This window comes from Leptospira sp. GIMC2001, assembly GCF_028462125.1.
Taxonomy (GTDB): Bacteria; Spirochaetota; Leptospiria; order Leptospirales; family Leptospiraceae.
Genome location: NZ_CP115468.1, coordinates 3608068 through 3633413, shown reverse-complemented (window position 1 = coordinate 3633413; position 25346 = coordinate 3608068). Strand labels below are relative to the sequence as shown.

Sequence of the window (25346 nt, the reverse complement as noted above, 5' to 3'; positions counted from 1 at the left end):
ACCAATTGATAATATCAAGACTAAAATTCACTCAATGATTTCTTGATTGTTTTTCGGGGATCTCAAAATTCGATTCTTAAAAGTTGCAATTCGTCCAGTTTTCGCAATTTCCATAAATTCAATTAATTTGATTCGAAGTTTTTCTAATTGGTTGAGTTCTCTCGCATATTTATAATGCGGATTCGTCTGTAATATACGTTCTGCAAGATTCGATAATTCTAGTAATTTTTCCTGTGAAAATTTAGCATTTGATAAAATGCAAAGATTATAATAAGCCTTTGTGTATTCTATATTTCCTTGAATATAGAAATCTTTCTCAAGGATTCCTAATTGTTTTAATTTCGGGACGAGATTTATCAATAAAAAATTCTCATTAATTTTCTCGCCACATAGATCTGAAATGAATTCTTCTCGACCAATAAATTCCATGCTTGGAAGATTTCCGATCTTAGCATTGATTCGAAACCAATCACCGATTGCATATCGATGAAAACCATTTCCAAGGCTCATAATCACTTCTACTTCGTCTCCGATCGATAAGTCATCTATCAAAAGTATCTCGGATTTTCTATTTCTAAATTCATAAAAATGAGAAGTATAACTCAACAAATTGATCGGTTTGTTCTGGGAATTGTAGAACGGAACCGAGATGAATCCTTCTGTTGCCACAACTCCTTTTGTTTCGAATTCTACATTTGGAAGATAACTCTTAAGGTTTTGGAAAAATGGAAAAGCGTGATTTTCTGTCCAAGTGCTTACTATCTTTAATTGGGGCCAGATAGAAAGCCAATCCACTTCGTTTGCTTTCCTTGCGTTATTTAAAGTTTGTTCAATAAACTGAATTCTTTTCGAAATTTTATCTCTAAATACAATTCTCATTGTTTGGAAAACTAGCTTTCTATTGTAGAAAATATAATCCAAAATTCTTTGTAAAAAGCTAGGATTCCAAATTGATATAAGGACTAAATCTGTAGTTTGAAGAAGATAACAAACTGTGTATAGAATCACTTGATTCAAATCTTTTATTTTAGAAATGGAATCAGGAGTTACCATTATCAATTGGCTTATATGTTTTTCTATAATTCCGAAATAATCACTGTCGTTATCAAAACCTACATTTACTCCATTTTTATTATAACTATCCATTCCTGATGGTGTAATTGAGAAATAAAATTTGCCACCTACATTTAATTTTCTATATTCAATCAAGCCATACATCCATACTCCAATGGATTTAGCAAATTCTTCTGCGCTGTAGTCCGTATATGGAATTAGTTTTGATGCATCGGAACTTCCACTCGTTAGGTTAATTTTTCGTATTTTGGATTTAGATAGTGCATTTTGTTCACCATTCATAATTCTTTCAATATAAGGTTTAAGATCATCATATTTCTGAATTGGAACTTGTTTTGAATATTCCCGGTAGTTCATTTTCGGATTTAAATCATAGTCCCGAGAGAAAGCTGTGTTGTTAGAATTTACAAGTAGATTTTTGAGATTTGTATTTTGAATAGATTGTACATTGTGAATATTATTTCTAAAAAAAGTATAATTTTTTTTTGCTAAAGTCTTCCATGCGAAGATTGCAAGCCTTCTTATGAATCTACTGCTCATTTTTATTCAATAGAATTTTTTTTATAAATGGTTTGATATTGTCCATTGAAAATTCTGCAAGGCAGACAAGTTCATCACCGTTAGAGAAGTTTGGATTTTTAGTTAAAAAATATTTTACAAAAGGATCTTTCTTTCTGTTGATATATGCCAAATCTTCTTCTACTTTTCGGATTGTTTGAACATTCGTTTTTCTCTCTAGAATTCCTCGAGAATCATCGAAATCGAAACCGAACAATCTTTTACCAAAATGTTTGCATAAGTTTTCTAGTTTAGAATCCATAAGAACCGGGCTTGGATAGAAATTATAAAAAAATACGGGAAGATAACGGTAAGTTCTAATTCCTTTTGTCGTTAATAACCAATAGATTTTGGTATTTCGCGATAGAGATTCCCGAAGCATAATTATTCCCCATTGTATTGGAAGATTTAGATCGCCTCGAAACTGTGGATCTATTACTGTATCGCCAGAAAAGCAAACCGTTAATTTCTGCTCCGGATTCTCCAGATCATCTATTTCATGAAATTTGAATGTAGTAAATCCAATAATCTTGTCTAATTTCCTAATAATTAAAATTTTATCTTTTGATTGAAGATCTGTGATAAATATATTTTTCTGAACTCCAAAATACGAATCATCCATTAATCGGAACATGGAATCAATATCTGCAGCGTTCAATTCGTTCGGTGAAATGGATACGGATTCAGATATTATAGACATCCGATTTCCCATATCCTATTTCCAGCTTGAATTTTATTGTAGATTTCTTGGGATTTGGCTTTACCTTCCCAATACACAAAGTAGGCACGAGAATGAATAACCCAAGCGGGTATTTTTTTTAAAATCTGATTCAAGTTATGACTTGAATCCAAAGTAAATGTATATATACTATCGCGGATACGAGGAGGACTGAAATTGGAATAACTTCGAATCGCAAAATCCAAAAGACCGAGCAATTCACTTGATGCCTCCACTGCATCCTGTCTTGAGTTTAAAAAAGAAATATACATATTAGGAATCGAAGAATTTTCTTTTGGCATTTTGGGATATGAATTGAAATTTGAAAAACCATTGTAAAAAGGTCTTATAAAATTTAGGGGAAGGTTGTATTTTTTTACAATCCAATTTTTTCCATTACCTTGATTCCATAGACATAAACAAAATTTAATTCCTTTATCATCTTCCATTGTATAAAATATTTTTTCGCCAAAATCCAAACCAAACAATCGTGAATAGTCTGGACATACGGAAGTATGTTTGGATTGATCTGTAAGAAAATTTAGAATTCTAGGAACGATTGATGGATCATCGATCGAATTGAAAATTTTAAATTTAGTTGTGAGATTCCTATTTGCATATTTATTAAAAGAATTTTTCGAGAATGTATAGGTAATCAGATTCGAAATAAATTGATATTTTGGAAGTCCAGCCTTTCCTGATTCCAAGACTTGAATGGAATGATAATTCTCAGATTGTATTGTTGTAAAGTATCCTAGAGATTTGCCTTCCGAATCTAAGTCACGAAAGTATTTATATCCGCGGGGTAGGGCAGTAGTCGATTTGTATTTTGGATCTAATTTTAATCCACTGAGCATTCCTAATCTAGTTTTATTTCCATTAATCAAGAAATTGCTTTCGGTACGGTGACCAACTCCAATGATCTCATTCGATTCTAAATCTCGTCCAATCACAACTTGTTTTATTTCTCCCTCTGGTGTGAGTGAGTCGTAATAATTTGGAGAGCGATCTTGATACAGAGAAATTTGACCAATGGATGGATGCTTTTTACTAAAAGATAATAAACTGGAGTTATCTCTTGGAAATTCTGCTAATTCAATTTTAACCAATGGATCAACTTACTTTTGCTTCCAATTTGTTATGAAAATACTCGCGATGCTGCTCGATATCGACTGGGAGTAATTCTCCTTTGAATGTAGTATCACCTAAGGGGTATAAGTCTCTAAGCTCAGCTTCTTTTCTTAATAATAAATTGATAAACCAATATGCATAGAACATAAAGAATCCACCAGAATTGGTTTTGGAGAACATTCTTTTGATTATTGATGGAACAGAATAGAATTCTTTTCTAGCTTTAACGCATTCAAGGCGAATCACTTCTGGATCAATCTTTGTTCTAAATGGAACTTGTCCATATTTATACTCATCTGCAAGCCACCATTTTTTATAAATCAATCTTCCTTCGGATTCCAATTTTTTATACAATGGGGTTCCAGGAAATGGAGTTAGATGATTGAATGCAACCATAAATATTTTGTGGTTTATACAAAAATCTATTGTTTCTCGAAAAGATAGCATTGTATCTTCATCATATCCAAAAATAAATGTAGCGTATAATCGAATTCCGTATTTATGCAATCTTTTTGTAGCTTCTTCTATTCCGCCTTTGGTGGTATTGAAAGTTTTGTTCATTGCTTTGAGATTAACGGGATTCAGAGACTCAAATCCAATTAGCACGCCTTGACAACCACTGTCTCGAAGTATCTCTAACATTTCTACATCATGGGTCATCGTTATTGCAGCTTGACTCACCCATTTAATTTTTAACGGAATTAATGCTTTATAAAACTCTTTAGCTTCCTTAGGATGTGATACGATATTGTCATCTACAAAGAAAATCAATTTACGTTTATCAGTAATTGATTTTATCTCATCAATAACTGTTTGCGTGCTTCTACGATTCTGAGTGGATGAGAAAAAAGTTTGAATCACACAGAAGTCACATTTGAACGTGCAACCCCTCGCAGACTCAACAAGACCAATAGGCAGATATTTTTTACCTTGAAAAATACTTCGATCAGGGCTTGCTTTTGCTATATCAGGACGGGTTGCTGATTTATAAATTCTTTGCAGAGATTTGTTCTTGAAGTCAGCAATTACTTGTTGCCAAATGTCTTCAGCTTCACCAATCACTACTACATCAGCATATTCTAATACTTCATCAGAAACCAATGTTGCATGGAAGCCACCCATAACAACTATTACGCCCCTCTTTCTATATTCTGATGCAATCTGATAGGCTCTTTTTGCAGTGTAAGTCTCAATAGAAATAGCAACAAGATCTGTTGCCTCATCAAAAGGTATCAGCTCCATTCTATCATCATAAAACTTTATATCAACATCATCTGGTGTAAGTCCTGATAGATGTGCAGCTGGTAAAGGTTCCATCTGCCAGCCTTTGATGTATTTTTTTCCTGGGATCCTTCCAATGCATGGATGAATGATGGTAAGTCTCACACCAAACCCCCTCTACATGTGTAGAACTTCGTTAGATTATTAGCATAGAATCGATATGAGGAATTAGCAGCGAGAACGATCGGAAATATTGAAGTTAAATTACCAAAAACTCTCTTGCAAATATTTTTATAAGAATATACATCTTTCCATATATTCTCATGTTCTACTTGAAGTTGATCAATAGTAAGATTCTTAGGTTGGAAAACAACATGTTGTCCATCGTATTTGCTCCAGTCCTTAGTAACTATTCTGTTCTCTGACTCTAGTCTTTTGAATAATGGAGTTCCAGGAAATGGAGTCAATATAGAGAATCTAGGGAGTCCAATTCGATTGTCGATTACAAACTGCCTAACATTTTGAAATGAATCTATGTTGTCCTCATCGTTACCGAATACAAATGTTCCATTGATAACTATTCCAGCTTGATGAAGTGTCTTTATCAAACTCGCATAGTTATCCGGATTGTTGAATGATTTTTTTGTACCGCGAAGAGTTTCTTTGGATACGCTTTCAAAGCCTATCAATAATCCTTTGCATCCTGAACGAATTAGTAAATTCAATAGTTCAGGATCTTTGTCAATCAGCGTAGTCGATAATCCAACCCAATAAATTTTGAGAGGAATCAATGCTTCAAATAATCTTTTTGCATATTCACGATCCGCAATTAAGTTTAAATCATAGAATAAAACAGTTTTGGTTTTTCTTCTTTTGATATCTTCGATGATATGCTCAATAGGCTTTTGGAAAGGCTTTCTTCCCCAAGCAACGGGAACTACGCAGAAGTCACAGCTATGAATGCAACCACGAGTCGCTTCAAAAGTTTCTAGAGTTTTATATCCTTTTTTCTGAAGCAGATCTCTCCTCGGAAACGGAATTGATTCAAGCCGATCGAAAGAAAATTCTTTAGACATATCGTAGCGGTTCTTTAGATTTCCATTAGCATAGTCACGAAGCATTTGCGGCCATGTCTCTTCTGCATAGCCAGTTGCAATTGAATCTGCATACTGAATTGATTCTTCTGGAATTAAAGTAACATGAGGTCCACCGAGAATAACTTTTTTACCATCTCTCCTAAACCGTTCACTTAGTTCGTACGTTCTGTTCGCTGATCCTGTAATTACAGTCATCGCAACCAAATCCGCATCTAGATTATTTGGAATATCCTCTATGCCTTCATCATAGATTTTTACATCTATATCCAAATCTTTTGGAACGAGAGATGCGAGTGTAGTTAAGGTAAGAGGTGCCGCACGAAGATCTTTTCGAAAGATTCCTGTCTTATGCCTATACAAAGGACCTTTTGGCGATATCAAAGCTAGACGAATCATATGGATTGAAACTTATTTTCTCGATTGGATAAATCTGAAGATTCCATATCCAAGACCCGTTCCAAGAATAAAAGAAATAAGTGCCCAAATATATATCGAATTCTTAGCGGCAGTGAGAAGCGGATTCTTAAACATATCAACCGAGACATGTGCAGATGCTATTAGCCATTTGTTATTCTCCTTCACTAGAGTAGCCGTCCATCGACTTTTTGAATGAAATTCCAATCCTTCTGTCAGGTTGAAATAATCATCAGACGAACCAAATGAAATTCCCACATTATTATTACCATACATAATCGTTAGCTCATCGACATCGATTTTAGTATTAAAATTTTTTATCAGTCTAGACGGACCTTTTAGTAAACGATTTAAATAATCACTGAGCTCTGTATGTCCTCGCAAAGCTTGCGCATCTACAAAAGTTATAACCACATTTGGATGAACAAATTCGAGCATTTTGGCAATATCTCTGGTTTCTACCGCTTCTTCGAACTCAACTTTAAATTTTCTCAGTTCATTATGAACGGAATCTTCCGAGAAGAGCGTAGAGGGAAGAAGAGATGAGAAAAAAATAAATATAACTAAACATTTAAAATTAAATTTGCCCATAGCGATATACCTTCATTGGTATCTAAAAATTGTCAATAATAGAATGAATATTTCAAAAGATAAAAAAATATTTATTTACCGGAGAATTCGAATTATCCGCATTTTATGCAATAAATTAGAATTTACAATTTATGATACTTGTTCTAAATCCATTAAAGTAGACAATTTTGATGAAAGAAAATCCTATTCCGAACCAACTCAATTGGATTCTATCCATTTCTTATTTTGTTTGCAATATTGGCTTGCTGATTTTTGCATCGAGGCTAAGTCTTTTAGAAACAATTCCAGTAGGTATTCTGTTTTCCTTTTTACTATTAGGTTCTTATGCTCTGATGCACGAAGCAACACATATGAATTTGCATTCGAATCCAAACTTGAATCGTGTATTTGGAATTTTGAATGCAATTCTTTTTCCGACATCATTTACTATGGTCAAAATTACACATATCAAGCATCACTGTTGCAATCGGACAGAACATGAGATGTTCGATTTATATGAAGAAAATAAATTAAAATACTTTCAAATTCTAAGATGGTATTTAGTTTTACTCGGCGGCTTTTGGTTTATGGTTCCCATTGGCCCAATTCTATTATCCATTTATCCAAATTTTACTAAGCTCAGTATAGTTCAGAATATTAAAAGCTCACAAGTAATGTTCGAAGATATGAAGGATGAAGATATTCTAAGTATTCGATTAGAGACTTTGCTTATGATGTTATTATGGTTAGTTTTGTTTTTTATAGTAGGGATCCAGTGGCAACAAACACTTATTTTGTATTTATGTTTTGCTTTTAATTGGTCTACAAGACAATATATCACACATGCATTTACTAAGCGTGATGTAATAGAAGGCGCACATAATCTAACAACGAATATCGTCTTAGAAAAGCTCTTATTGCATAGCAACTGGGATTACGAACACCATCTTGATCCTAACCTTCCTTGGATCTATCTAAAAGAATCCGGACTGAAGAATCAAAAAATCAAACCCATAAGTTATCTGAAGCAATATTTTAGGCTCTGGACTGGTCCAAAGCTGAATTTAGAAATTGCGCCGACTCCGCTTCCGAAAACCGAATATGTAAAAGCTTACGAAGGCTAGAAATATTCCAGATATAATATCGATTAGATGATGTTGATGGATAACCAATACTGATATACAAATCAGAATTATCCAAATAATATAAAGATTATGAAACAAAGAATTTTTTTCTTTAGGGTAAATCCAGAGAAAAATTAAAAAGCTATATGTTATATGAAGTGAAGGAACTAAATTGTATGGTCTATCTAAAAGATGGATGATCTTAAATAAAAAATTGTAACTATCTACTTCAGTCTTTCGATCATAACCAATTTCTGCTGGAATTAATAGAAATAGAAATCCAGCGATCATGGTTGCAAAAGATAAAGACTTTGAAAGTTCAGATAATTCATGCTGATCTAGATAAAACAAAGTAATTATAAATAATCCGACGATTGAGAAATAAATAAATATAAATTCTGGTAAAAAAGGAATCAACAGCTCGTATTCCAAAAATAGTTGTAAATGGCTGTCTCTTAAAGATGCCAACCAATTCGTGATTCCATAGACTATAACAAAAAGTATTCCTTGAGCAATGAAATGAATTGAAAATGTAATTATTTCCTTTCGACTTGGAATTTTCATGAATCTATATTTGTTTTAGATTTTGTAAATATTTATGATAATTTTTAAGTACTGGATCAAGTTTCATATTTTCGATTCTCAATTTCATTTTACTCAATGGTTTTATATCTTTGAAGAGAAATTTTTTAAAAAAGTAAGCTGAAATATATTTCTTAAAAAAATCCACAAAGAATATACTTCTTCGAATCCCGGCTATAGCTATGATATTCACATTATCTTTATTTGGTTGTAAGAAGACCAATAACAATGTTTGTCTAGTATGTAAATTCGATTCTAAGACTATGAATACACCTCCAAAAGATGAGATCTTTGCTGTAATTGAATCCTTCGAAATAAATTTGATAATTCTATCCGATATATTTTTACCTTCAACGAATGCTTTCGTTTCCATGATAAAAATATGCTTTTCTGGAAAAGTAAGGATCGGCTCTTCTTTCAACCCGCGTTTATGAACAATAGATAAATGCAGGGTGTCATAGCCGTTCGCTCCAACTGTAAACCAATCGGTTTCTAGATTTACTTTAGGTAAAGATTTGAAAATAAAATTTTCAAAATTCGGAACCATAGGAAATTGAAAAAAATCATCTCCAAGGAAAACAAAAATTGATCCAAAAGCTTCTTGCGTTGGAAATTTGGTTTGCTTAAATTGAATATTCTTATTTTTGCATGAGTTTTTTATGCAATTACCATCTTCATCAAAATGCCAATGGTGCAATGGGCAGACCAATTCGTCTTTCTCTATGAAACCATTACTGAGGTTTGTCCCAAGATGTGAACACCTTGATTCAAGAGCTATAATCAAATTTCTAGAATTTCGATACAGGACAATTGAATATTGAGCTATTTCGAAGGAGTGCAGTTTTTTTCTTTTTATAGATCTGCTGCTAGAAACATAATACCAGGAAGACGGTAAATTCAAATCAATTCTCCAATTCCGAAATATAAATCAATAATTTATATATTAACTCAGAAATTCCTTTGAATCTAAAATAATGATCTCCACCCCAAATTGGATAGACATTAGAATTAGGAATTATGGAATCAAGGCTAAGGGAAATTCCATCATTTGGTCCATATGTTGCTAAGGTACGAAATCGTTTTAGTAAATTGCCCCGCAGATGTGACTCAATGGGAATTCCTATAACGCTTATTAGGTTTTTTACATTCAATGTCTCGCTGTTAGATAACACACCACCAGAATGCGAAAATTCTGGTAAGAAATTTTTATGAATACCTAGTGATTTGAAAATACCATCCTGTACTAAGCGTCCAACGCCTCTTCTTTGAAGGAATTGATCAGCTAGTCTAGTACCATTAAAAAGTCCGCAAATGGACACCCAAACAAAAATTTTATTCTGTATTGAAGGTTGATTCTTTAATGCTAGCATTAAATCTGAACCACCTTTACTTAATGAGAATATTATGATTTTATCATCCTTTTGTTGACTTAAGAATTTAATTATTGTTTCAGAATTTTGAGATATCGAGCCTTTTGTATCAATGGGAATCAATTCAGATTCTAAGTTGAATTTTTCTGCGATCTCACGAATCAACGATCCATCGCCGGCATACTCTGGCAATTCTTTGTAAAAGCCTGATGGAACGATCAGCAATTTTCCTTCAATTTTTGGAAGATTGAATAGGTTCGGTTCTAATGAATCTATACTTTTTATAAAAGCACTACTCTTGGATTCCGATACTAGCTTATTGTAAAATATTGCGGAAGTTTCTGTGATTCCGTATTTATTGATTAGTTCGATTAGGCTTTCGTGATTGAACTTCTCAAAATTTATTCCTGGAAGTGATGTTTTTGAATTCTCCAGAATACTAAACTCATCAACGACTTTTTCCAATACTTCGGTCTGAAGAAATCTAAATAAGGACATTTTGTATCTATAGGAAAATTGAATCATATCTAAGGCAAGATTAATTCTTGACAGAATAAGAATAGCTTGGCAAAAAAAATTATGACAGAAGCCAAAGTATTGGTTGTTACAGGGAGCTTCCTTGTTGATCATAAATCCACTGCTAAAAGCTTTATCGTCAAACAATTCGCTAAATTTGGATTTGATAGCCATCAATGGTTGGAGCATCGAATCAAAACAATTATTGCAGAAGTAGTGCTTGCCGGTGAAATAAAAAAAATATTCTTACGAAAGACAAAAGAATTCAAAGATCAGTTTAATGATTTTTTTAATAAAAAAAATCAAAATGATTCTCCATACTTAACCGAAGTAATACTTACTACACTTTTGGAAAAAGAACAAATCCAATGTACATCCATAACACTTGATGAAATTTTTTTAAATCAATCACTGTTTAGTGATTTGCTCGAAGAGCACGAAGTTGTTTTTATCTCCTCAACTTATCTAAAGGATCTAGGTGAGTTGAAATCTATAATTAAATTATTCAAAACTAAGCACAATCGTTTAGTAATTGGTGGTGCACTTGCAGGAAGCATATACAAGTATTGGGAAGGAGAAAAAGATCTAGATATCTTGGCAATTGGTTACGGAGAATATCTGGTGCCAGCAATCGCCGAATGGATTCGATCTAGTTTTAAAGAAATTCACCCTCCAAAGAATGGACGAATTGTTAGAACTCAACATAGTATATTCTTATTTAGCGGTGTTCCCGATACGTTGTCTTTAGATAAGCTTACAGTTCCAAATTGGGCTCTTTCTGAAGTGAAAAATAATAGAAAATTCAATCTTATTTATTATGAAAGTGTTCGAGGTTGTCCTTATCGATGTGCATTTTGTAACTATCCATTCCTTTTTGATGATACAAAGTTTAGGATGAAATCTGCAGAAAAAATATTTGAGGATTGGAAATATTATATTAACGAACTTAATATAGAATTTATTGTTTGTTTAGATTCTTTATTCACAATGCCTAAGCAAAGATTGGTTAAGTTATGCAATCTTATTATAGGAGAAAATCTGAAGATAAAATGGACTTGTTATGCAAGAGCAGACGATCTTTGTGATGAAACCGTGGTTTTGCTTTTAAAGGAAGCTGGATGTATACAAGTCCAAATTGGAATTGAATCTGGTGATCCTACTATTTTAAAGAATATGAATAAAAAATTAGGTATAGAAAAAAATCATTTGGCACTTTCCTTATGTAGAAAGCATGGATTAACAACAGTCGCCTCAATTATTGTTGGGTTTCCTGGAGAAAATAAAGATACGATTTACAATACTTTAAATTTTTTAAAAAAATCACCTCCTGATTTTATATTCGTAGCTGTATTTAGCGTAAGAATAAGAGAGGTACCGATCCTGTCTGAGATAAATAGGAATAAATTCAATCTTAAGATTATTGAATCTAACCAAAGCATGTCACCTTATTGGAAACATGAAACTATGGATTGTTATGAAGCAGTCCATTGGACATCGTTTCTTGTTAAACAATTGATTCTAAACAAAATTTCCCTAGATGCAGCTCTATTTCAGAAAGAGATGCTTTATTATGATTCAACAATGAGAGAAGCACTTTTGGATTTTCAAAAAAGCGCTTGGAATGGCAGGTTTATTTCAAAAATTATGTTTAAAATTTTAAATTTTGTTATAGATCACTATTTGAGGCGGGATTTGAGAAAAAGCGATATGCTTCGTTTTTAATATTTGTAGTTCAATAAATTATTTACATTTTTGATCTTTTTCAATTAATATCGTGAGATCGGAATTATCATGTAAAGAGGTTCTATGTCTCGTTCGTTCAGCCTGTCTTTTAGTTTATTTTTTTACTTATTCATTGGAATTTTTCCTATTCACAATTTGTTTTCTGAATCTGTGAAATCCAATTTACTCAATAACATTGAAGTCGATGGAGAATCAATAAACCCAGATTTCATTTTCTTGGAGGATAAGACAGCAAAGCTTGGTTACGAAGAAATAAAATCATTAAAGACCTCCAATGAATTCCGAATATCACCTTCCAAATCTCCTAATTTCGGTTACACAAATTCTAGATATTGGATACATTTTGATTTATACAATTCATTAGATAGAAATGAGAATCTGATCCTGGAAATAACATCTATTCTTGATTATATAGATTTATATTATGAGAAGGATGGCGAATTGATTCATAAGCAAGCCGGCAAGTGGAAGGAAGTTGAATCAAGAGATTTAATACATAGAAATTTCCTCTTTTACATTCCTATGGATGCAAGTGAGTCTCTATCAATATTTATGAGTTTTGAAAGTGAAGGCGCTATGTTACTTCCGATTACAATTCATACTCAGAATTCGTTTATACTAAAAGATCATAAAGAGCAATATTTATACGGTATTTATTTTGGTATAATGTTTGTAATGGTTTTCTATAATTTATTTTTATATCTATCTGTTAAAGATGTTTCATATATTTATTATGTTTTTTATATAACGTGTTTTGGATTCTTTCAAGCGGGTATGTGGGGATTCGGACATGAAATTTTCTGGAGTTGGAATCTATGGTGGGCGGCTCACAGTCTTCCTTTTTTTGTAGCTTCCGCATCACTATTTGCATCGTTGTTTGCTGCAAGTTTTCTCCAACTCAAATCTCGATCTCCGCGTTTTTTCAAAATTTTTATTGGTATTGAGTCAATTGCTTTTGGATTGATGATTTACTCTATACTCGGCAAGTATTTACTCGCAATTCAGCTATCGATATTTCTTGGAGTTTTTACTTCCGTATTGTTGATAGGAACGGGAATTTATTCTTGGAAAAAAGGATATAGGGCAGCTCGGTTTTTTGTATTCGCATGGATGATGTTAGTATTAGGAGTCGTTGCGATTGGGTTTAGAAATTTTGGCCTGCTTCCATATATTCCAATAATAAATATAAGTCCTCAGATCGGTTCAGCACTGGAGGTGATTCTTCTTTCATTTGCCCTTGCTGATCGAATCAATATTCTGAAAAGAGAAAAGGAAGCCTTGCAGAAAAATGCATTGGAATTACAGAAGCGAATGACTGACTCTTTTGCGAGATTCGTCCCAGTTGAGTTTATTAGATATCTAGGCAAAACTGATCTCGTAAGTGTAGAATTAGGTGATGCATCTGAGAAAACCATGACTGTATTATTTTCTGATATTCGATCTTTCACGTCCATTTCAGAACTAATGACTCCAGAAGAAAATTTTCGTTTTCTAAATGGTTATCTAAGTCGCGTTGGTCCAACGATTCGACGTGAGAGAGGGTTTATAGATAAATACATCGGTGATTCTATTATGGCGTTATTTCCCGAAAATCCAGATGATGCAATCAGAGCATCTCTGGATATATTTAGAGAATTAAATGATTATAATATTTGGATGCAAGAAAAAAATCAACAACCGATAGCGATTGGAACAGCTTTACATACTGGCAATCTGATCATCGGAACTATAGGCGAGACGCTACGTATGGATACGACTGTGATTTCCGATGCTGTAAATCTTACTTCCAGATTGGAAAGTTTGACACGTGACTACGGAGTTCCCATGATTATTAGTAGTGACACTTTGAACGCACTGAATGAAAATATTTGGACAATGAGGAGTTTGGGAATTACAAGAGTTAAGGGCAAAATGGAGCCAATCCGCATATATGAAGTGATAGATGCCGAGAAGTCAGAATTGAAATCTCAGAAATTAGAATATTTGAATCAATTTAATAATGCTCTGGAGCATTTTAATAATAAGGAATATGAGAAATCCTACGAGCTTTTTAGTGTGATTGCAACAAAGGTTCCAAATGACAAGCCAGCTATTTTATTTGCTGAAAAGTCTAAAGTCGCAATTAAAAACTAGGAAATGGATTTCTATATTAGATCAACGTCGGAATGGATTTCCAATAGACCAGGACCTTTCACTTTGAATAATCTTTGGATTGCATCACTGACTTCTTGATTTTTGGAAATACTTTCACCATAGGCTCCGCAACTTTTAGCGAATTCAGAAAAATTCGGATTCACAAGTTCTGTTGCCCATTTGTCCCATCCACCTGATCGTTGTTCTTTCGAGATTTTCCCTAATTCATTATTATTTAAGACAATGATTTTGATGGGCATTTTGTATTTGACTATTGTCGTAATTTCAGCAAGATATTGACTGATTCCCCCATCACCTGCAACCACAACTATTTGACGTTCATCTCCAACAGCTGCCCATGCTCCCAAGGATGCAGGTAAAGCAAATCCTATGGAACCCAGATATCCTGACATAAGAAATGTCTGAGATTTACATTCGAAATAGCGTCCTAATGAATAGGCATTATTTCCCACATCGACGCAGATTATAGCATCGTCCGATATATGCTTAGTAAGTGATTCAAAAATTCTAATTGAACTTACTCCCTTGTTGTTGTCCTCTAATAATCTTCTCTCTTTTTCTTCTCTCCAAATCTCCCATCTTTTTTTGATCTCAGATCTTTGGTCAATTTGACTTGCGACAAATTTTTCTTTGGATTGAATAATTAATTTCATTGTTTCGGAAATTTCACCAAACACTGGCAAGTCGATTTTGTGAAATTTTGCCAAAGCCATTGGATCGAAATCAATTTGGATAATTGGTTTCTTAGGAGTAATACCTGTATGATTAGAAAAAGAAGAGCCAATTACAATCAGTAGGTCTGATTCATTCATAAAATAGGAAGCTATCGGGGTTCCCGATCTACCGAGAACGCCACAACCAAGAGGGTGAGCGTCGGAAATCTGACCTTTACCCTTAAAAGTAGTCATCACAGGTGCATGGATTGTTTCTGCAAATCCAATAATTTCTTTCATATTAAACCTTGCACCATGTCCTACTATAATCGTAGGCTTCTTAGATGATTTAATTTTGCTGATTAGTTCATTGATTATATCCTCGGCTGGTAATATTCTCAATGAGGTCATTCTCTTATTCAATGATTTGGGATGGAAGCTTTCAGCGGGAATTGTTTGAACTTGATCTGGAAATGTTAGATGAGAAACATCTCTTTTTATTATGGCATGCTTGATTGCGAGCATCATTAGTTCTGTGTGCTTGGAAGTATTCTCCACTCTATGATTGAATTCGGCTACAGTTTGAAAAGCTCGTACCAAATCCACTTCTTGAAAATTGCCAGTTCCGACTACCTGTGTTGCAACCTGTCCGGTTAGTGCAAGAATGGGAGCTCGATCGACTTTTGCATCCCAGAGTCCTGTAAACATATTCGTACTTCCAGGACCAGCAATTGCAAAACATGCAGCAGGCTTTCCAGTTAACTTTCCATAGGCGGAAGCTGCAAATGAAGCTGCTCCTTCATGACGAATCCCAATAAACTTCAATTTATCTTGCTCTTCTAATCGACGAAAGGCATCTGCGAGTCCCAGATTTGAATGTCCAACCATTCCAAAAACTCGATTCACTCCGCATCTTACCATAGTCTCTGCCATGAGATCCGAAACAGTTAATTTGTGTTCCGGTTCTTCTTCCATTCCGACAAAAATACTATTGCCTTCGATTTTGATTGGATATGCAGCTAGACCATCATCAAAACCATCTGAATTTCCACCCTTAGGATTGAAGTCCCATCCATGCCAAGGACATCTCAGTAAACCATTTTCAATTGAGCCTTCTCCTAGCGGACCACCTTGGTGAGGACATTTATTCGATATTGCATGAAAGCCTCCATCAAAATGCGATAGGCAAACTTGTTTATGTCCAGCCGATACAGTCATTACTCTATTTTCTTTTAGAAAATTACGATCTTCTAAAACCTTATGCCATATAATTTTATGATCCATCAGTTCTCCAGAGACTTTAATATCGATATCGGTAAAATTTTTATATCTTAGTTTAATTCAAGCTTATTTATTTTGAAGATATACCATTATAATAAAAAATATTTATAATTTTCTAAATCTTCTTCCATTTATAAATAAAAAGATTATTGACTCAAGTATTTTTATTTAACTAAATAATTTTATTGTTATCTGCTTTTAAATACCTAAGAAATTATATTAAATATCTTACTTTAGAGATTATATAATTGAATTACATAGATTATTGAAAGTTTAAAAATAGATATTTAATGAATACAAAAATCGACCGGAATAATGATCAATGAATTCAAAAACCATAAAAGCAAATAATAAATACGAATTGCAACTCCAATTAGTTGAAATTTATAAGGCTTCCTTTAAAGCAAGTCTGGCTTTTGTATTTATTCAAGATAAATCCTTAAGCCTGGAGCTTATAACACCATTTTATGATTATGATATTGAAATTTTTGGATCCTGTTCCGCTGAGTTGATTTATAATGAAGGAAAATCAGAATTTGCAATCATCGCTTTACTTTTGGATATTCCAAAGCAATACTTTCGTTTAAAGGTCTATAATGAAATTATCAATTCGTTTGAAATGGGTAATAATATCGCAGATTTTTCTTTAACAACCTTTCAAAAACCATCGATTCTTATTCTTGCTGCACTCAAAGATAACAGTTTCGAAATCGAGAAACTGCTTGGCGGAATACTTGCTCGAGATAAAGAATTAAAAATATTTGGAGGAATTGCAAGTAGTTTTGGTGAAATTGAAAATCCTCCTTTTGTCTCAAGTGAAGGCTTTGAAAATAAAGGTGTTTGCGTATTAATTTTAGATGAACAAAAAATTCAAATCAATGGACTAGCTGTCAGCGGATGGCAAGAATTAGGAACCCCCAAGAAAGTAACAAAGTCACAAGGAAGAAAAGTTTTTGAAATAGAAGGAATTGCAGCCACAGATTTTTATGCCAGATACTTCGGGTTCAAGCAGAATGGAAAAGGAATCAGAAAAAATCATATTGATCCTGATTTGCTTGCTGCAAGTGAATTCCCTTTATTGATTCACAATGAAGATGGATCAACAGTTATGCGAATTGCAATTCAAATGGATTTTGAAGAGAAGTCTGTTTCGTATGGAGGTGACATTCCGCAGGGATCCTCTGTACGCTTCTGTTCACCTAACACAATGGATACAATTCAACATTCATATGAAGAAATGTCATCATTTCGGAATAATATCAAGGCTGAGATACCCGATTTTATACTTATGTTTAATTGTGCTGTTAGATCCAGATCACTTGGTTCTTATATGAATACTGAGCTAAAAGCTATACATAATCTTTGGAAGAAACCGATTATCGGCTTTAGTTCATGGGGAGAAATTGGAAACTCTAAAAATAGTACATGTGGATTACATAATACAGTAATTTCGATTGTAGCTATTAGGGATGTTACCAATAAAATTGATGATCTAACTCAAAGTGATTTTCCTAAGCAGGAGGAATTTTTGTATGAGCCTTCTCAAGAAAATTTAAGTGAACTTGATATGAAAAAAGAAATTGAACAACTCCGAAGAGATAAGAGAATTTTAGGTCATTTTCTACGCTTAACTTCAGACGATTTAGATAAGGAAGAAACCAAATCAAGTAAATTATTATTAAATATTCTTCCGGAAGAAACAGCTAGTCGTTTAAAGGCGGGAGAGATCAATATTTCCCAGCGAGTTGAATCAGCCTCCGTCCTATTTGCGGATATAGTTGGTTTTACATCACTTGCAGCAAAGACAGATCCAGAAGATTTGATTGCAATGCTCAATAAAATATTCACGAAATTCGATGATTTAACATTAAGTTATGGAATCGAAAAAATTAAAACGATCGGAGATGCTTATATGGTTGCGGCTGGAGTTCCAAACCAAGTAGACAAACATGCTGATTTATGTGTTTACTTGGGCAAAGATATGATAACATTCATGAAAGAGTTTTCATTGCAGGAAGGACTGGATCTAAAGATTCGCATTGGAATTAACTCGGGTGTGGTCACTGCGGGTGTGATTGGAAAACATAAGTTTACTTATGATCTCTGGGGAGATACTGTAAATTTAGCACAACGAATGGAATCGAATAGTGATCCGAATTCAATTTTACTATCAGAAAATACTTTTCAGCTGATTCAAGATAAATCGTATTTTATTTCAAAAACCATAGACGTGAAAGGAAAAGGTTTAATGGAGGCTTATTTATATTCAATGTTATAAATAACTTATTTTCTTAACATTATTAAGTTCTTGTATGACTCAAATCTAAAATACTATTATCAATTATTATGAATTTACGAACAGCAAGTAATAAAGATATTTCCAAATTAGGTTTAGGACTGATGGGAATGAGCGAATTCTATGGTGATTCGAACGATATAGAAAGTACCAAAACCATACACTACGCTTTGAATCAAGGAATTAACTTTTTAGATACTGCTGATATGTATGGAAGTGGACATAATGAAAAACTTCTAGGTTCTGCAATCAAATCTTGGTCGGGTAATAGAGATGATATTTTCGTATGCACTAAGTTCGGAATTCAGAGATCACCTACCGATCCAAAAGCAAGAGCTATAAATGGAAGACCTGAATATGTTAAGCAAGCTTGCGATGCAAGCTTACAAAGATTAGAAATCGAAACTATAGATTTATATTATCAACACCGAGTGGATCCTACTGTACCGATCGAAGATACTGTTGGCGCCATGAAAGATTTGGTTGAGGCTGGCAAAGTAAGATATCTTGGATTGTCGGAAGCATCAGTTGGAACAATTTCGAAGGCTCTGACCGTTCATCCAATTGCAGCTTTGCAGTCCGAATACTCTTTATGGTCACGCCACTTAGAAAAAGAAATACTTCCTTATTTAGAATCAAAAGGTATCCGTCTTGTCGCGTACAGTCCGTTAGGTCGTGGATTTTTGACAGGCAGTATAAAAGACACATCTACGTTAGCTGAGAATGATTTTCGCAGAAATAACCCTAGATTTCAGGATAAGAATCTAGATCAAAATCTCAAGCTCATCAAAGACTTAGAAGAAATAGCGAACAATTTGAACCTTAGCCCAGGGCAAGTTGCGCTATCTTGGATTATTTCACAGAACAAAGGCATACTTCCCATTCCAGGAACTAGAAAAATATCTCGTATTGATGAGAATCTTAAAGCATCAGCAGCAACACTTGATGATGCCACAATACATCAGCTCAATGAAATTTTTGCCGCTGAGAAAGTTGCAGGATTTCGATACGCCGAAGCTGTAATGAAAAATTTAGATCTCTAGAAAATGGAAATGATTATCCTGTAGTTCTCAGTCCGCCAGCGATTGCATTGACTGTAAGCAACAGAGGTATGATGATTTTTTCCCTTTCATCTGCAGTATTGTCTTGGATCGGAATTGCTCTCCATTTGCGGAGCAGCTCAATCTGGTGATCATGCAATAATTTCAATGATTTTGCTCGCATTTGAATTGTCTGAATCATCTTGGGCCTTCGTTCTAGAGCTGTTTTATTTGCAAAAAGTTCTTGAACAATTCTTTTGGTTCTATCATATTCTTGGATAATGGATTGAGTGAAATTTTCGCGTAGTACCGCATCTTCTACTAATTTAGAATATTCTAACATTATATCTGGGCTAGCACTATAAATTCCAGTCTCTATATTTAGCATAGAATATTTTAGAAAATGCCATTCATCCATATCGGATTTCAATATTTCAAAATCTTTGGGAGATTGAATTTTCAATTCCTCAAGAGCAGTTCCAGCTCCATACCAATTGGGTAGATAGAACCGAGCCTGATTCCAACTGAAGACCCAAGGAATTGCTCTTAGATCTTCGATACTTCGCTTGCCAGTTCTACGACTTGGTCTTGAACCGATTCTACTATTCTCGATCACGTCAATTGGAGTAACTTGCGAATAATAAGTAATAAAATTATCCCGATGAATCAGTTCGGCGTAAACTTCTGCCGATCTTTTCGCAATCGACTCAACTAAATTTTCTGAAGGGTGATGTTTTCTGGGTCTGTATTTATGTCTTGCAGTTACTTTTGTAGCTGTAGCCGTTAGGAGTTCCAGATTGTAGACAGCATTGATTTTATTGGCATATTTCTGAGCTATAGTTTCACCTTGAACAGTCATTCGTACAGATCCCGTTAGGCTAGAATGTGGAAGTGCATCAAGGAAACGATGATTTTTGCCACCGCCTCTACTGATTGTCCCGCCTCTACCATGAAAGAATCGAAGATTCACACCGAAGCTATCGGAAATTTTGGTTAGTTTTTTCTGTGCAGAATATAAATTCCATTGGCTTGCAAGTATTCCTCCATCTTTATTTGAATCACTATAGCCTAACATAACTTGAACGATAGGTTTTATGGATTTTGCAAGACTCTTTTGATAGTGAATGCTTCTAATGGTCAAAGGATGAGATATATATCTTTCCAATATTTTAGGAGAATCCATAAGATCATCGATTGTCTCGAATAGTGGAACTATGGGAAAAGCACTAACCAAATTAGTTGATTGCTGGCTTTTCTCTGGAATCGAATACCGTAATAATTGTTCGGAATCAAAAAGTTCCATAAGTCCGACTTCTCTTAGGAAAAGATAAACCAAAAGTAGATCTGAAACAGACCTAGTCATACTAACAATAAAAGCACCAATTGATTCTTTTCCATAAGAGTCTGTAAATTTTTTAATGACTCGGTAAGCGGAAAGTAAGGAATCCGATTCGGAATCTAGTTTGGTATCTGGTAAAAGAAAAGGTCTGGGACTTGCCAACTCCTGATTGAGAAATTCCAATCTTTTTTCTTCATTCCATTTGCTATATTCCCAATCTTCAAATCCTGCAGCCTTCAAAATCTGTTCAATCACCTTTTCATGGTAAGCTGAGTTTTGTCGAATATCCAAAGTGGCTGTATGGAATCCGTAGGAAGATACAAGTCTTTCCAATGGAAAAAGATCTCTTTCTATCAAACGATTTGCATGAACATATTCCAAAGATTTACGAAGAAGTTTTAAGTCTTCTGAGAATTCGAGTGAATTTTTATAAATGAATTCTGATGGAACAGAATTCACATTTTCTTCAAGAGGTAATCTGCGCTGAATTAAATTGACAAATTGTCTCCAAGGTTCGTCATTATTTCGGGTGATGCAAGATTGACCAATCTCACCCATTCGACTTGAATAATCTTGAATAGCATTCAATAAAAATTCTGGTGGGGTCTGTAAATAATCAGAAAGACTAATTTTTCGAGTTAGATCTATGCATTTATCAGAATACAATTGAATACTGATACTTCGAAATTTTTCCAATACGTATTTTGTTATGTCAGAAGTTACAAATGGATGACCATCGCGATCTCCTCCAACCCAATCTCCAAAACTGACTTTAGGATAATCGCTAGGTTCTCGAAGTTTATCTTTGGAGAGTCCAGCTTCTGTCCAAGCCTGCTTGAAACGCGTATCCAATAATTGTAGAGCATTTGGAAAAACATTCTTGAGATAATGCTCGATATTCCGAATCTCAGAGAGAACATCCGGTTTCTTCAGATATATTTCGCCAGTTCTCCATAATCTTTCAATGACCGATTCAATATCATTGATAATTTCTTTCCTTTCATACGGAGTCCACATTTGATTTTCTAATTTAACCAAATGCAAATAGAGTTCACGGTGTTGTTCAAGTACAGTCGCTCTTTTTGCTTCAGTTGGATGAGCTGTAAGAACTGGTTCGACATGGATTGTTCTTAGTGTATCCAGAATCTGTTCTTCACTGAGACCATAATTGATCATCTTAGATATACTTTGTCCCCATAGTCCCGGAATTGTTGCAAGTCCTTGATTCGTCTCAACCGATCGACGGTATTGGGCGGCTACATTTTCCTCTGTCATATTCAATAGCTGAAAAGAAAGACTTAATAATTCGGAAGTTTTTTCTGGATATGTAGAAGGATTGTCCTGAGGTTGATTCGAATCTTGTATGAGACTGGATAAATTCTTTTCACCTAGATCTTGTAGAACTTTAATTAAACTTTTGTTTAACGATTGATAATCTTGATACAATCTATCTTGAGAAAAGTTGGCTTTATCCATGGTTCTAATTTTTACGTTCCAAAGTTTCTGTCAATGAAATCAATTGTTCTTATAAAAGGAATTCCTTTGGAAATTAGAATTAAGTAAAAAAATAGTTTACTCAAAATTTACAAACATGCAAAATATCCCATTATGAAAAACTTTTGGCAAGTCTCCAATTTATTTAGAAAGATTGTAATTTTTACATTTATATTTCAAGTTTTAGTTATTTTATTTATTAATAATTCAACTTTAATTGCTCAGGAAAAATATTTAGATTGGGATAAGATTCATGTTGATGCCTTTATTGATGAAGATGGAAGCATGTTGATCCAAGAAATTCAAAGTATTCGGTTTAACGGAGATTGGAACGGAGGATATCGATATTTTGATATTGGCTTTGGACAGAGCTTTGATTTTATTTCAATAGAACGTAAGAATAGCGAAGGAGAATGGATCAAATTAAAAGACGGTGATCTAGACAATTTGGACCATTACGATTGGAATCGATCTGAGAATCAAATAAAATGGAGGAGCAGAAGTATATCCGATCCACCTTTCGATAATAAGGTTATAGAATATCGTATTACTGGAAGGTATTACAATATCCTAGATCGCAAATTCAATGGAAAATTTGCATTGGATCATGATTTTGGATTTGCTGATAGAAATGGAGACATTCGTCAGATGACTGTGGATCTGAGGTGGCATGCAAATTGGGAGCCTGATGACCTGTCCAGTCATGAATCTTCTGATCGCTTGATTCGTTTCAGATCTGAGGCAAGCCTTGCACCTGGAAAGAAAATGATATGCAAATCCAATTTTAGTTTTATCGGTGCGAATGCAGACATATTACCTCCTTCAATTCTAAAAGTCTATTTAGTAAGATTTTTCTATCTTATTTTATTGGCTTGCTTACTGGCAGTTTTCCAATTTGGAATGTATGTATATTCCAAGAAGAAAGGTGTTTTTGCGAATCCTTTTAAAATCACGGACTGGAAAGATTTTGCAATTGTGTTAGGTGATTTATCTCCGGAAGATATTGCAATTCTTTCTGAAAAGGGAATTGTCTCGGCTTGGATGACAAGGTTGTTCCTAGAAAAGAAAATTTTAAAATTCCATGACAAGAATAATGAATTTGGTTTAAAGAAATTGGTTTCAGATTCAGAATTTTCTCTATTGGATCAGAAGATTATTCCAGATCTTTTTGTGAATAATAAAGAACAAGTTACTCCAGTTGATATAAAACAGCATTATGGAATTCAAGGGATTTCCTATTCTTTGAAATCTGACATTGAGTCCGTTTATAGAAATGCTTTATTAGAAAGAGGAGTATTATCTGAAAGAAAAACTTTTATGGGAACCCTATTGAATGTATTCTTAGATAAAATTATCTTCAAATTGTTTCTTTTTATTCCTTTTGTTTTAGTATCGATTGGTTTGTATTTTTATTTTTTGGATTCCTATTTGGCTTCGAACGGAATTGTTGCACCGCAGTTTTTTATTTCATTAATTGCGATTCTTTTTTCAACCATAGTAATTTCTGTGATTGAGGATGATCACTATGGCTTTGCTGATTTGGAAAGAAATCGCAAACGATATTTTTATACTCGCTATTTAAGATCATTGATTCCATCTATTTTTGTTATCGCTTTTTATTTTTGGAGTTTGCATCTAACTGAACAATTTGTTTATATCTGTTTGAGTTTGATGGGCTTGATCAGTATTCGTCATTTGTTTCACTATTCCCCGCACCATTATATCAACCAAATCAATTGGTCGCTTAAGGCACTCGCTCTTAAGAATTATATGGATGCCAAGCTTAGCTCCGACGATGAATGTGATATCCCGATTGTTTACTCAAGTTATATTCCTGCATTTGATTTGATTTTTGATCTTGAATATAGAATCAAACATATGAAAAAGAATGACTGTCTTTATTTGCTTCCTGAAAATTTTCCAAAATTTCAATATGCAACTCCAACATCATTTCGCAAAAGCCAATCCGGTGATTTTGATATATCGAATTCAGAAAAAACTTCTACGGCTCCGAACCAGAGCTCTAATACTGCGAGAAATGCAGCAATTGCCGGTGCTGGAGGATTGTTTGCAGGAGCTGGTGCTGTAGCATCCTGGAGTCAAATGAATGACTTTTCGTCTACAGCAAGTTATTCGCCGCCATCCAGATCTTCGTCCAGTGGAGGATCAAGTTCATCGGGTGGAGGCGGTGGTGGAGGCTGGTAATATTCTTTAAGAGAATATTCTTGCGAAGAATCCTTTCTTCTCGGCTGGCTTTTTCGATTTTTTCTTCGCTGTAGATTTCTTTGTAATCTTCTTTTTTACAACTTTTTTCTTAATGATTTTTTTCTTAGCTGTTTTCTTTTTAGCAGCTTTTTTCTTCACAGCTTTCTTTTTATCTTTGATTTCTTGTTTACCACGAACAGAATCTTTTGCTTCAGCGAGTGATACTTTGAAGAATGTCTTATGAAAATTTCTTTTCTTAAAGGACACAAGAGTTCTTCCGATCAAATCATCTAGTGGAATCTGGCTATAAGTGGATTCGATAAAGTTAAAACATAAATGAGCAAGTCCGACTCTTAGATAGCTTGTAAGTTTTTCTTGACTTGCTCCTTTTTTATAGAGAAGCATAAGCCATGATCTCAATTCAGCATCACCTTTTGAAAAGGTTTCCTCAGTCAAAATTTTACCATTCTTACGAACATGACTATTCAGAAAAGAGTGAACTTTCTTGTAATCTCCAAGTAAGTTTGAATCAATGAGTTTGTCTGCTATTAAGCGTTGATCTAATTTTGTTATATTTTTTGTATCAGCCATTTCTATTCTCCTGAAGATGATAATTGCGTAGTGACCTTCACCAATTAACAATCTAAATTGTAAATGTCTAGCAGAATAATATAATGTTATAAAAAAGTTTTGTTATACAAGCTTTTCCATTTATAGATACTTATAGATAGAGTTTTATATTTGATCGATTGTCAATGTTCCAAAA

At 33.9% G+C, this 25346-nt stretch carries 18 protein-coding genes; 6 read left to right on the top strand and 12 right to left on the bottom strand.

The features are described 5' to 3' along the window. Positions 1–27: 27 nt before the first annotated feature. Genes O4O04_RS18090 through O4O04_RS18065 form a run of 6 tightly spaced genes read right to left on the bottom strand, consistent with a single transcriptional unit; the run spans position 28 to position 6804 of the window. Complete coding sequence (locus O4O04_RS18090) at positions 28–1614, bottom strand: GH3 family acyl-acid amido synthetase (protein WP_272533231.1); 1587 nt, start codon at positions 1612–1614, stop codon at positions 28–30. Then, a complete protein-coding gene (locus O4O04_RS18085) occupies positions 1604–2332 on the bottom strand; it encodes a hypothetical protein (protein WP_272533230.1) in 729 nt (242 codons plus the stop codon). The genes O4O04_RS18090 and O4O04_RS18085 overlap by 11 nt, the downstream gene beginning before the upstream one ends. Continuing rightward, positions 2323–3459, bottom strand: coding sequence for a hypothetical protein (locus tag O4O04_RS18080; RefSeq protein ID WP_272533228.1), 1137 nt, complete (start codon positions 3457–3459; stop codon positions 2323–2325). Before O4O04_RS18080 ends, O4O04_RS18085 begins: the two co-directional genes overlap by 10 nt. A gap of 4 nt (positions 3460–3463) precedes the next feature. Continuing rightward, entirely contained in the window at positions 3464–4867 is a 1404-nt protein-coding gene (locus O4O04_RS18075) for a B12-binding domain-containing radical SAM protein (protein ID WP_272533227.1), read from the bottom strand. After that, positions 4864–6195, bottom strand: coding sequence for a B12-binding domain-containing radical SAM protein (locus O4O04_RS18070; RefSeq protein ID WP_272533225.1), 1332 nt, complete (start codon positions 6193–6195; stop codon positions 4864–4866). Before O4O04_RS18070 ends, O4O04_RS18075 begins: the two co-directional genes overlap by 4 nt. A gap of 12 nt (positions 6196–6207) precedes the next feature. After that, positions 6208–6804, bottom strand: a complete 597-nt coding sequence (locus O4O04_RS18065) for a YybH family protein (RefSeq protein ID WP_272533224.1) — start codon at positions 6802–6804, stop codon at positions 6208–6210. 170 nt (positions 6805–6974) lie between these two features. Between O4O04_RS18065 and O4O04_RS18060 the strand changes: the two genes are divergently transcribed. Further along, on the top strand, positions 6975–7907 hold the full coding sequence (locus O4O04_RS18060; RefSeq protein ID WP_272533223.1) for a fatty acid desaturase: 933 nt from the start codon (positions 6975–6977) through the stop codon (positions 7905–7907). On the opposite strand, the gene O4O04_RS20500 is transcribed toward O4O04_RS18060, so the two are convergent. The 3 genes from O4O04_RS20500 to O4O04_RS18050 are packed head-to-tail and all read right to left on the bottom strand — an operon-like array spanning position 7848 to position 10357. Then, complete coding sequence (locus O4O04_RS20500) at positions 7848–8471, bottom strand: phosphatase PAP2 family protein (RefSeq protein ID WP_442915913.1); 624 nt, start codon at positions 8469–8471, stop codon at positions 7848–7850. The two genes, O4O04_RS18060 and O4O04_RS20500, sit on opposite strands and share 60 nt — an antisense overlap. 4 nt (positions 8472–8475) lie before the next feature. Then, the gene (locus O4O04_RS18055; RefSeq protein WP_272533221.1) at positions 8476–9390 is read right to left on the bottom strand and encodes a Rieske 2Fe-2S domain-containing protein; all 915 of its coding nucleotides are present in this window, start codon (positions 9388–9390) and stop codon (positions 8476–8478) included. Between the two features lies 1 nt (position 9391). Continuing rightward, a complete protein-coding gene (locus O4O04_RS18050) occupies positions 9392–10357 on the bottom strand; it encodes a hypothetical protein (RefSeq protein ID WP_272533220.1) in 966 nt (321 codons plus the stop codon). A 66-nt stretch (positions 10358–10423) separates the two neighbouring features. Between O4O04_RS18050 and O4O04_RS18045 the strand changes: the two genes are divergently transcribed. Further along, on the top strand, positions 10424–12097 hold the full coding sequence (locus tag O4O04_RS18045) for a B12-binding domain-containing radical SAM protein (RefSeq protein WP_272533218.1): 1674 nt from the start codon (positions 10424–10426) through the stop codon (positions 12095–12097). Positions 12098–12181: 84 nt separating this feature from the next. After that, on the top strand, positions 12182–14251 hold the full coding sequence (locus O4O04_RS18040) for a 7TM diverse intracellular signaling domain-containing protein (protein WP_272533217.1): 2070 nt from the start codon (positions 12182–12184) through the stop codon (positions 14249–14251). 11 nt (positions 14252–14262) lie between these two features. On the opposite strand, the gene O4O04_RS18035 is transcribed toward O4O04_RS18040, so the two are convergent. Further along, complete coding sequence (locus O4O04_RS18035; RefSeq protein ID WP_272533215.1) at positions 14263–16209, bottom strand: thiamine pyrophosphate-binding protein; 1947 nt, start codon at positions 16207–16209, stop codon at positions 14263–14265. A 319-nt stretch (positions 16210–16528) separates the two neighbouring features. On the opposite strand from O4O04_RS18035, the gene O4O04_RS18030 reads away from it, so the two are divergent. Both O4O04_RS18030 and O4O04_RS18025 read left to right on the top strand, forming a co-directional pair. Further along, positions 16529–18484: an adenylate/guanylate cyclase domain-containing protein gene (locus tag O4O04_RS18030; RefSeq protein WP_272533213.1), complete on the top strand. Its 1956-nt coding sequence runs from the start codon at positions 16529–16531 to the stop codon at positions 18482–18484. Positions 18485–18552: 68 nt separating this feature from the next. Next, complete coding sequence (locus O4O04_RS18025) at positions 18553–19545, top strand: aldo/keto reductase (protein ID WP_272533212.1); 993 nt, start codon at positions 18553–18555, stop codon at positions 19543–19545. Positions 19546–19558: 13 nt separating this feature from the next. On the opposite strand, the gene O4O04_RS18020 is transcribed toward O4O04_RS18025, so the two are convergent. Then, positions 19559–22357, bottom strand: coding sequence for a phosphoenolpyruvate carboxylase (locus O4O04_RS18020; RefSeq protein ID WP_272533211.1), 2799 nt, complete (start codon positions 22355–22357; stop codon positions 19559–19561). A gap of 132 nt (positions 22358–22489) precedes the next feature. Here O4O04_RS18020 and O4O04_RS18015 point away from each other — a divergent pair, with 132 nt between their 5' ends. Further along, positions 22490–24580, top strand: a complete 2091-nt coding sequence (locus O4O04_RS18015; RefSeq protein WP_272533210.1) for a DUF2207 domain-containing protein — start codon at positions 22490–22492, stop codon at positions 24578–24580. 6 nt (positions 24581–24586) lie between these two features. Here the strand turns inward: O4O04_RS18015 and O4O04_RS18010 are convergent, their stop codons facing one another. After that, entirely contained in the window at positions 24587–25171 is a 585-nt protein-coding gene (locus O4O04_RS18010) for a hypothetical protein (RefSeq protein WP_272533209.1), read from the bottom strand. Between the last annotated feature and the right edge of the window lie 175 nt (positions 25172–25346).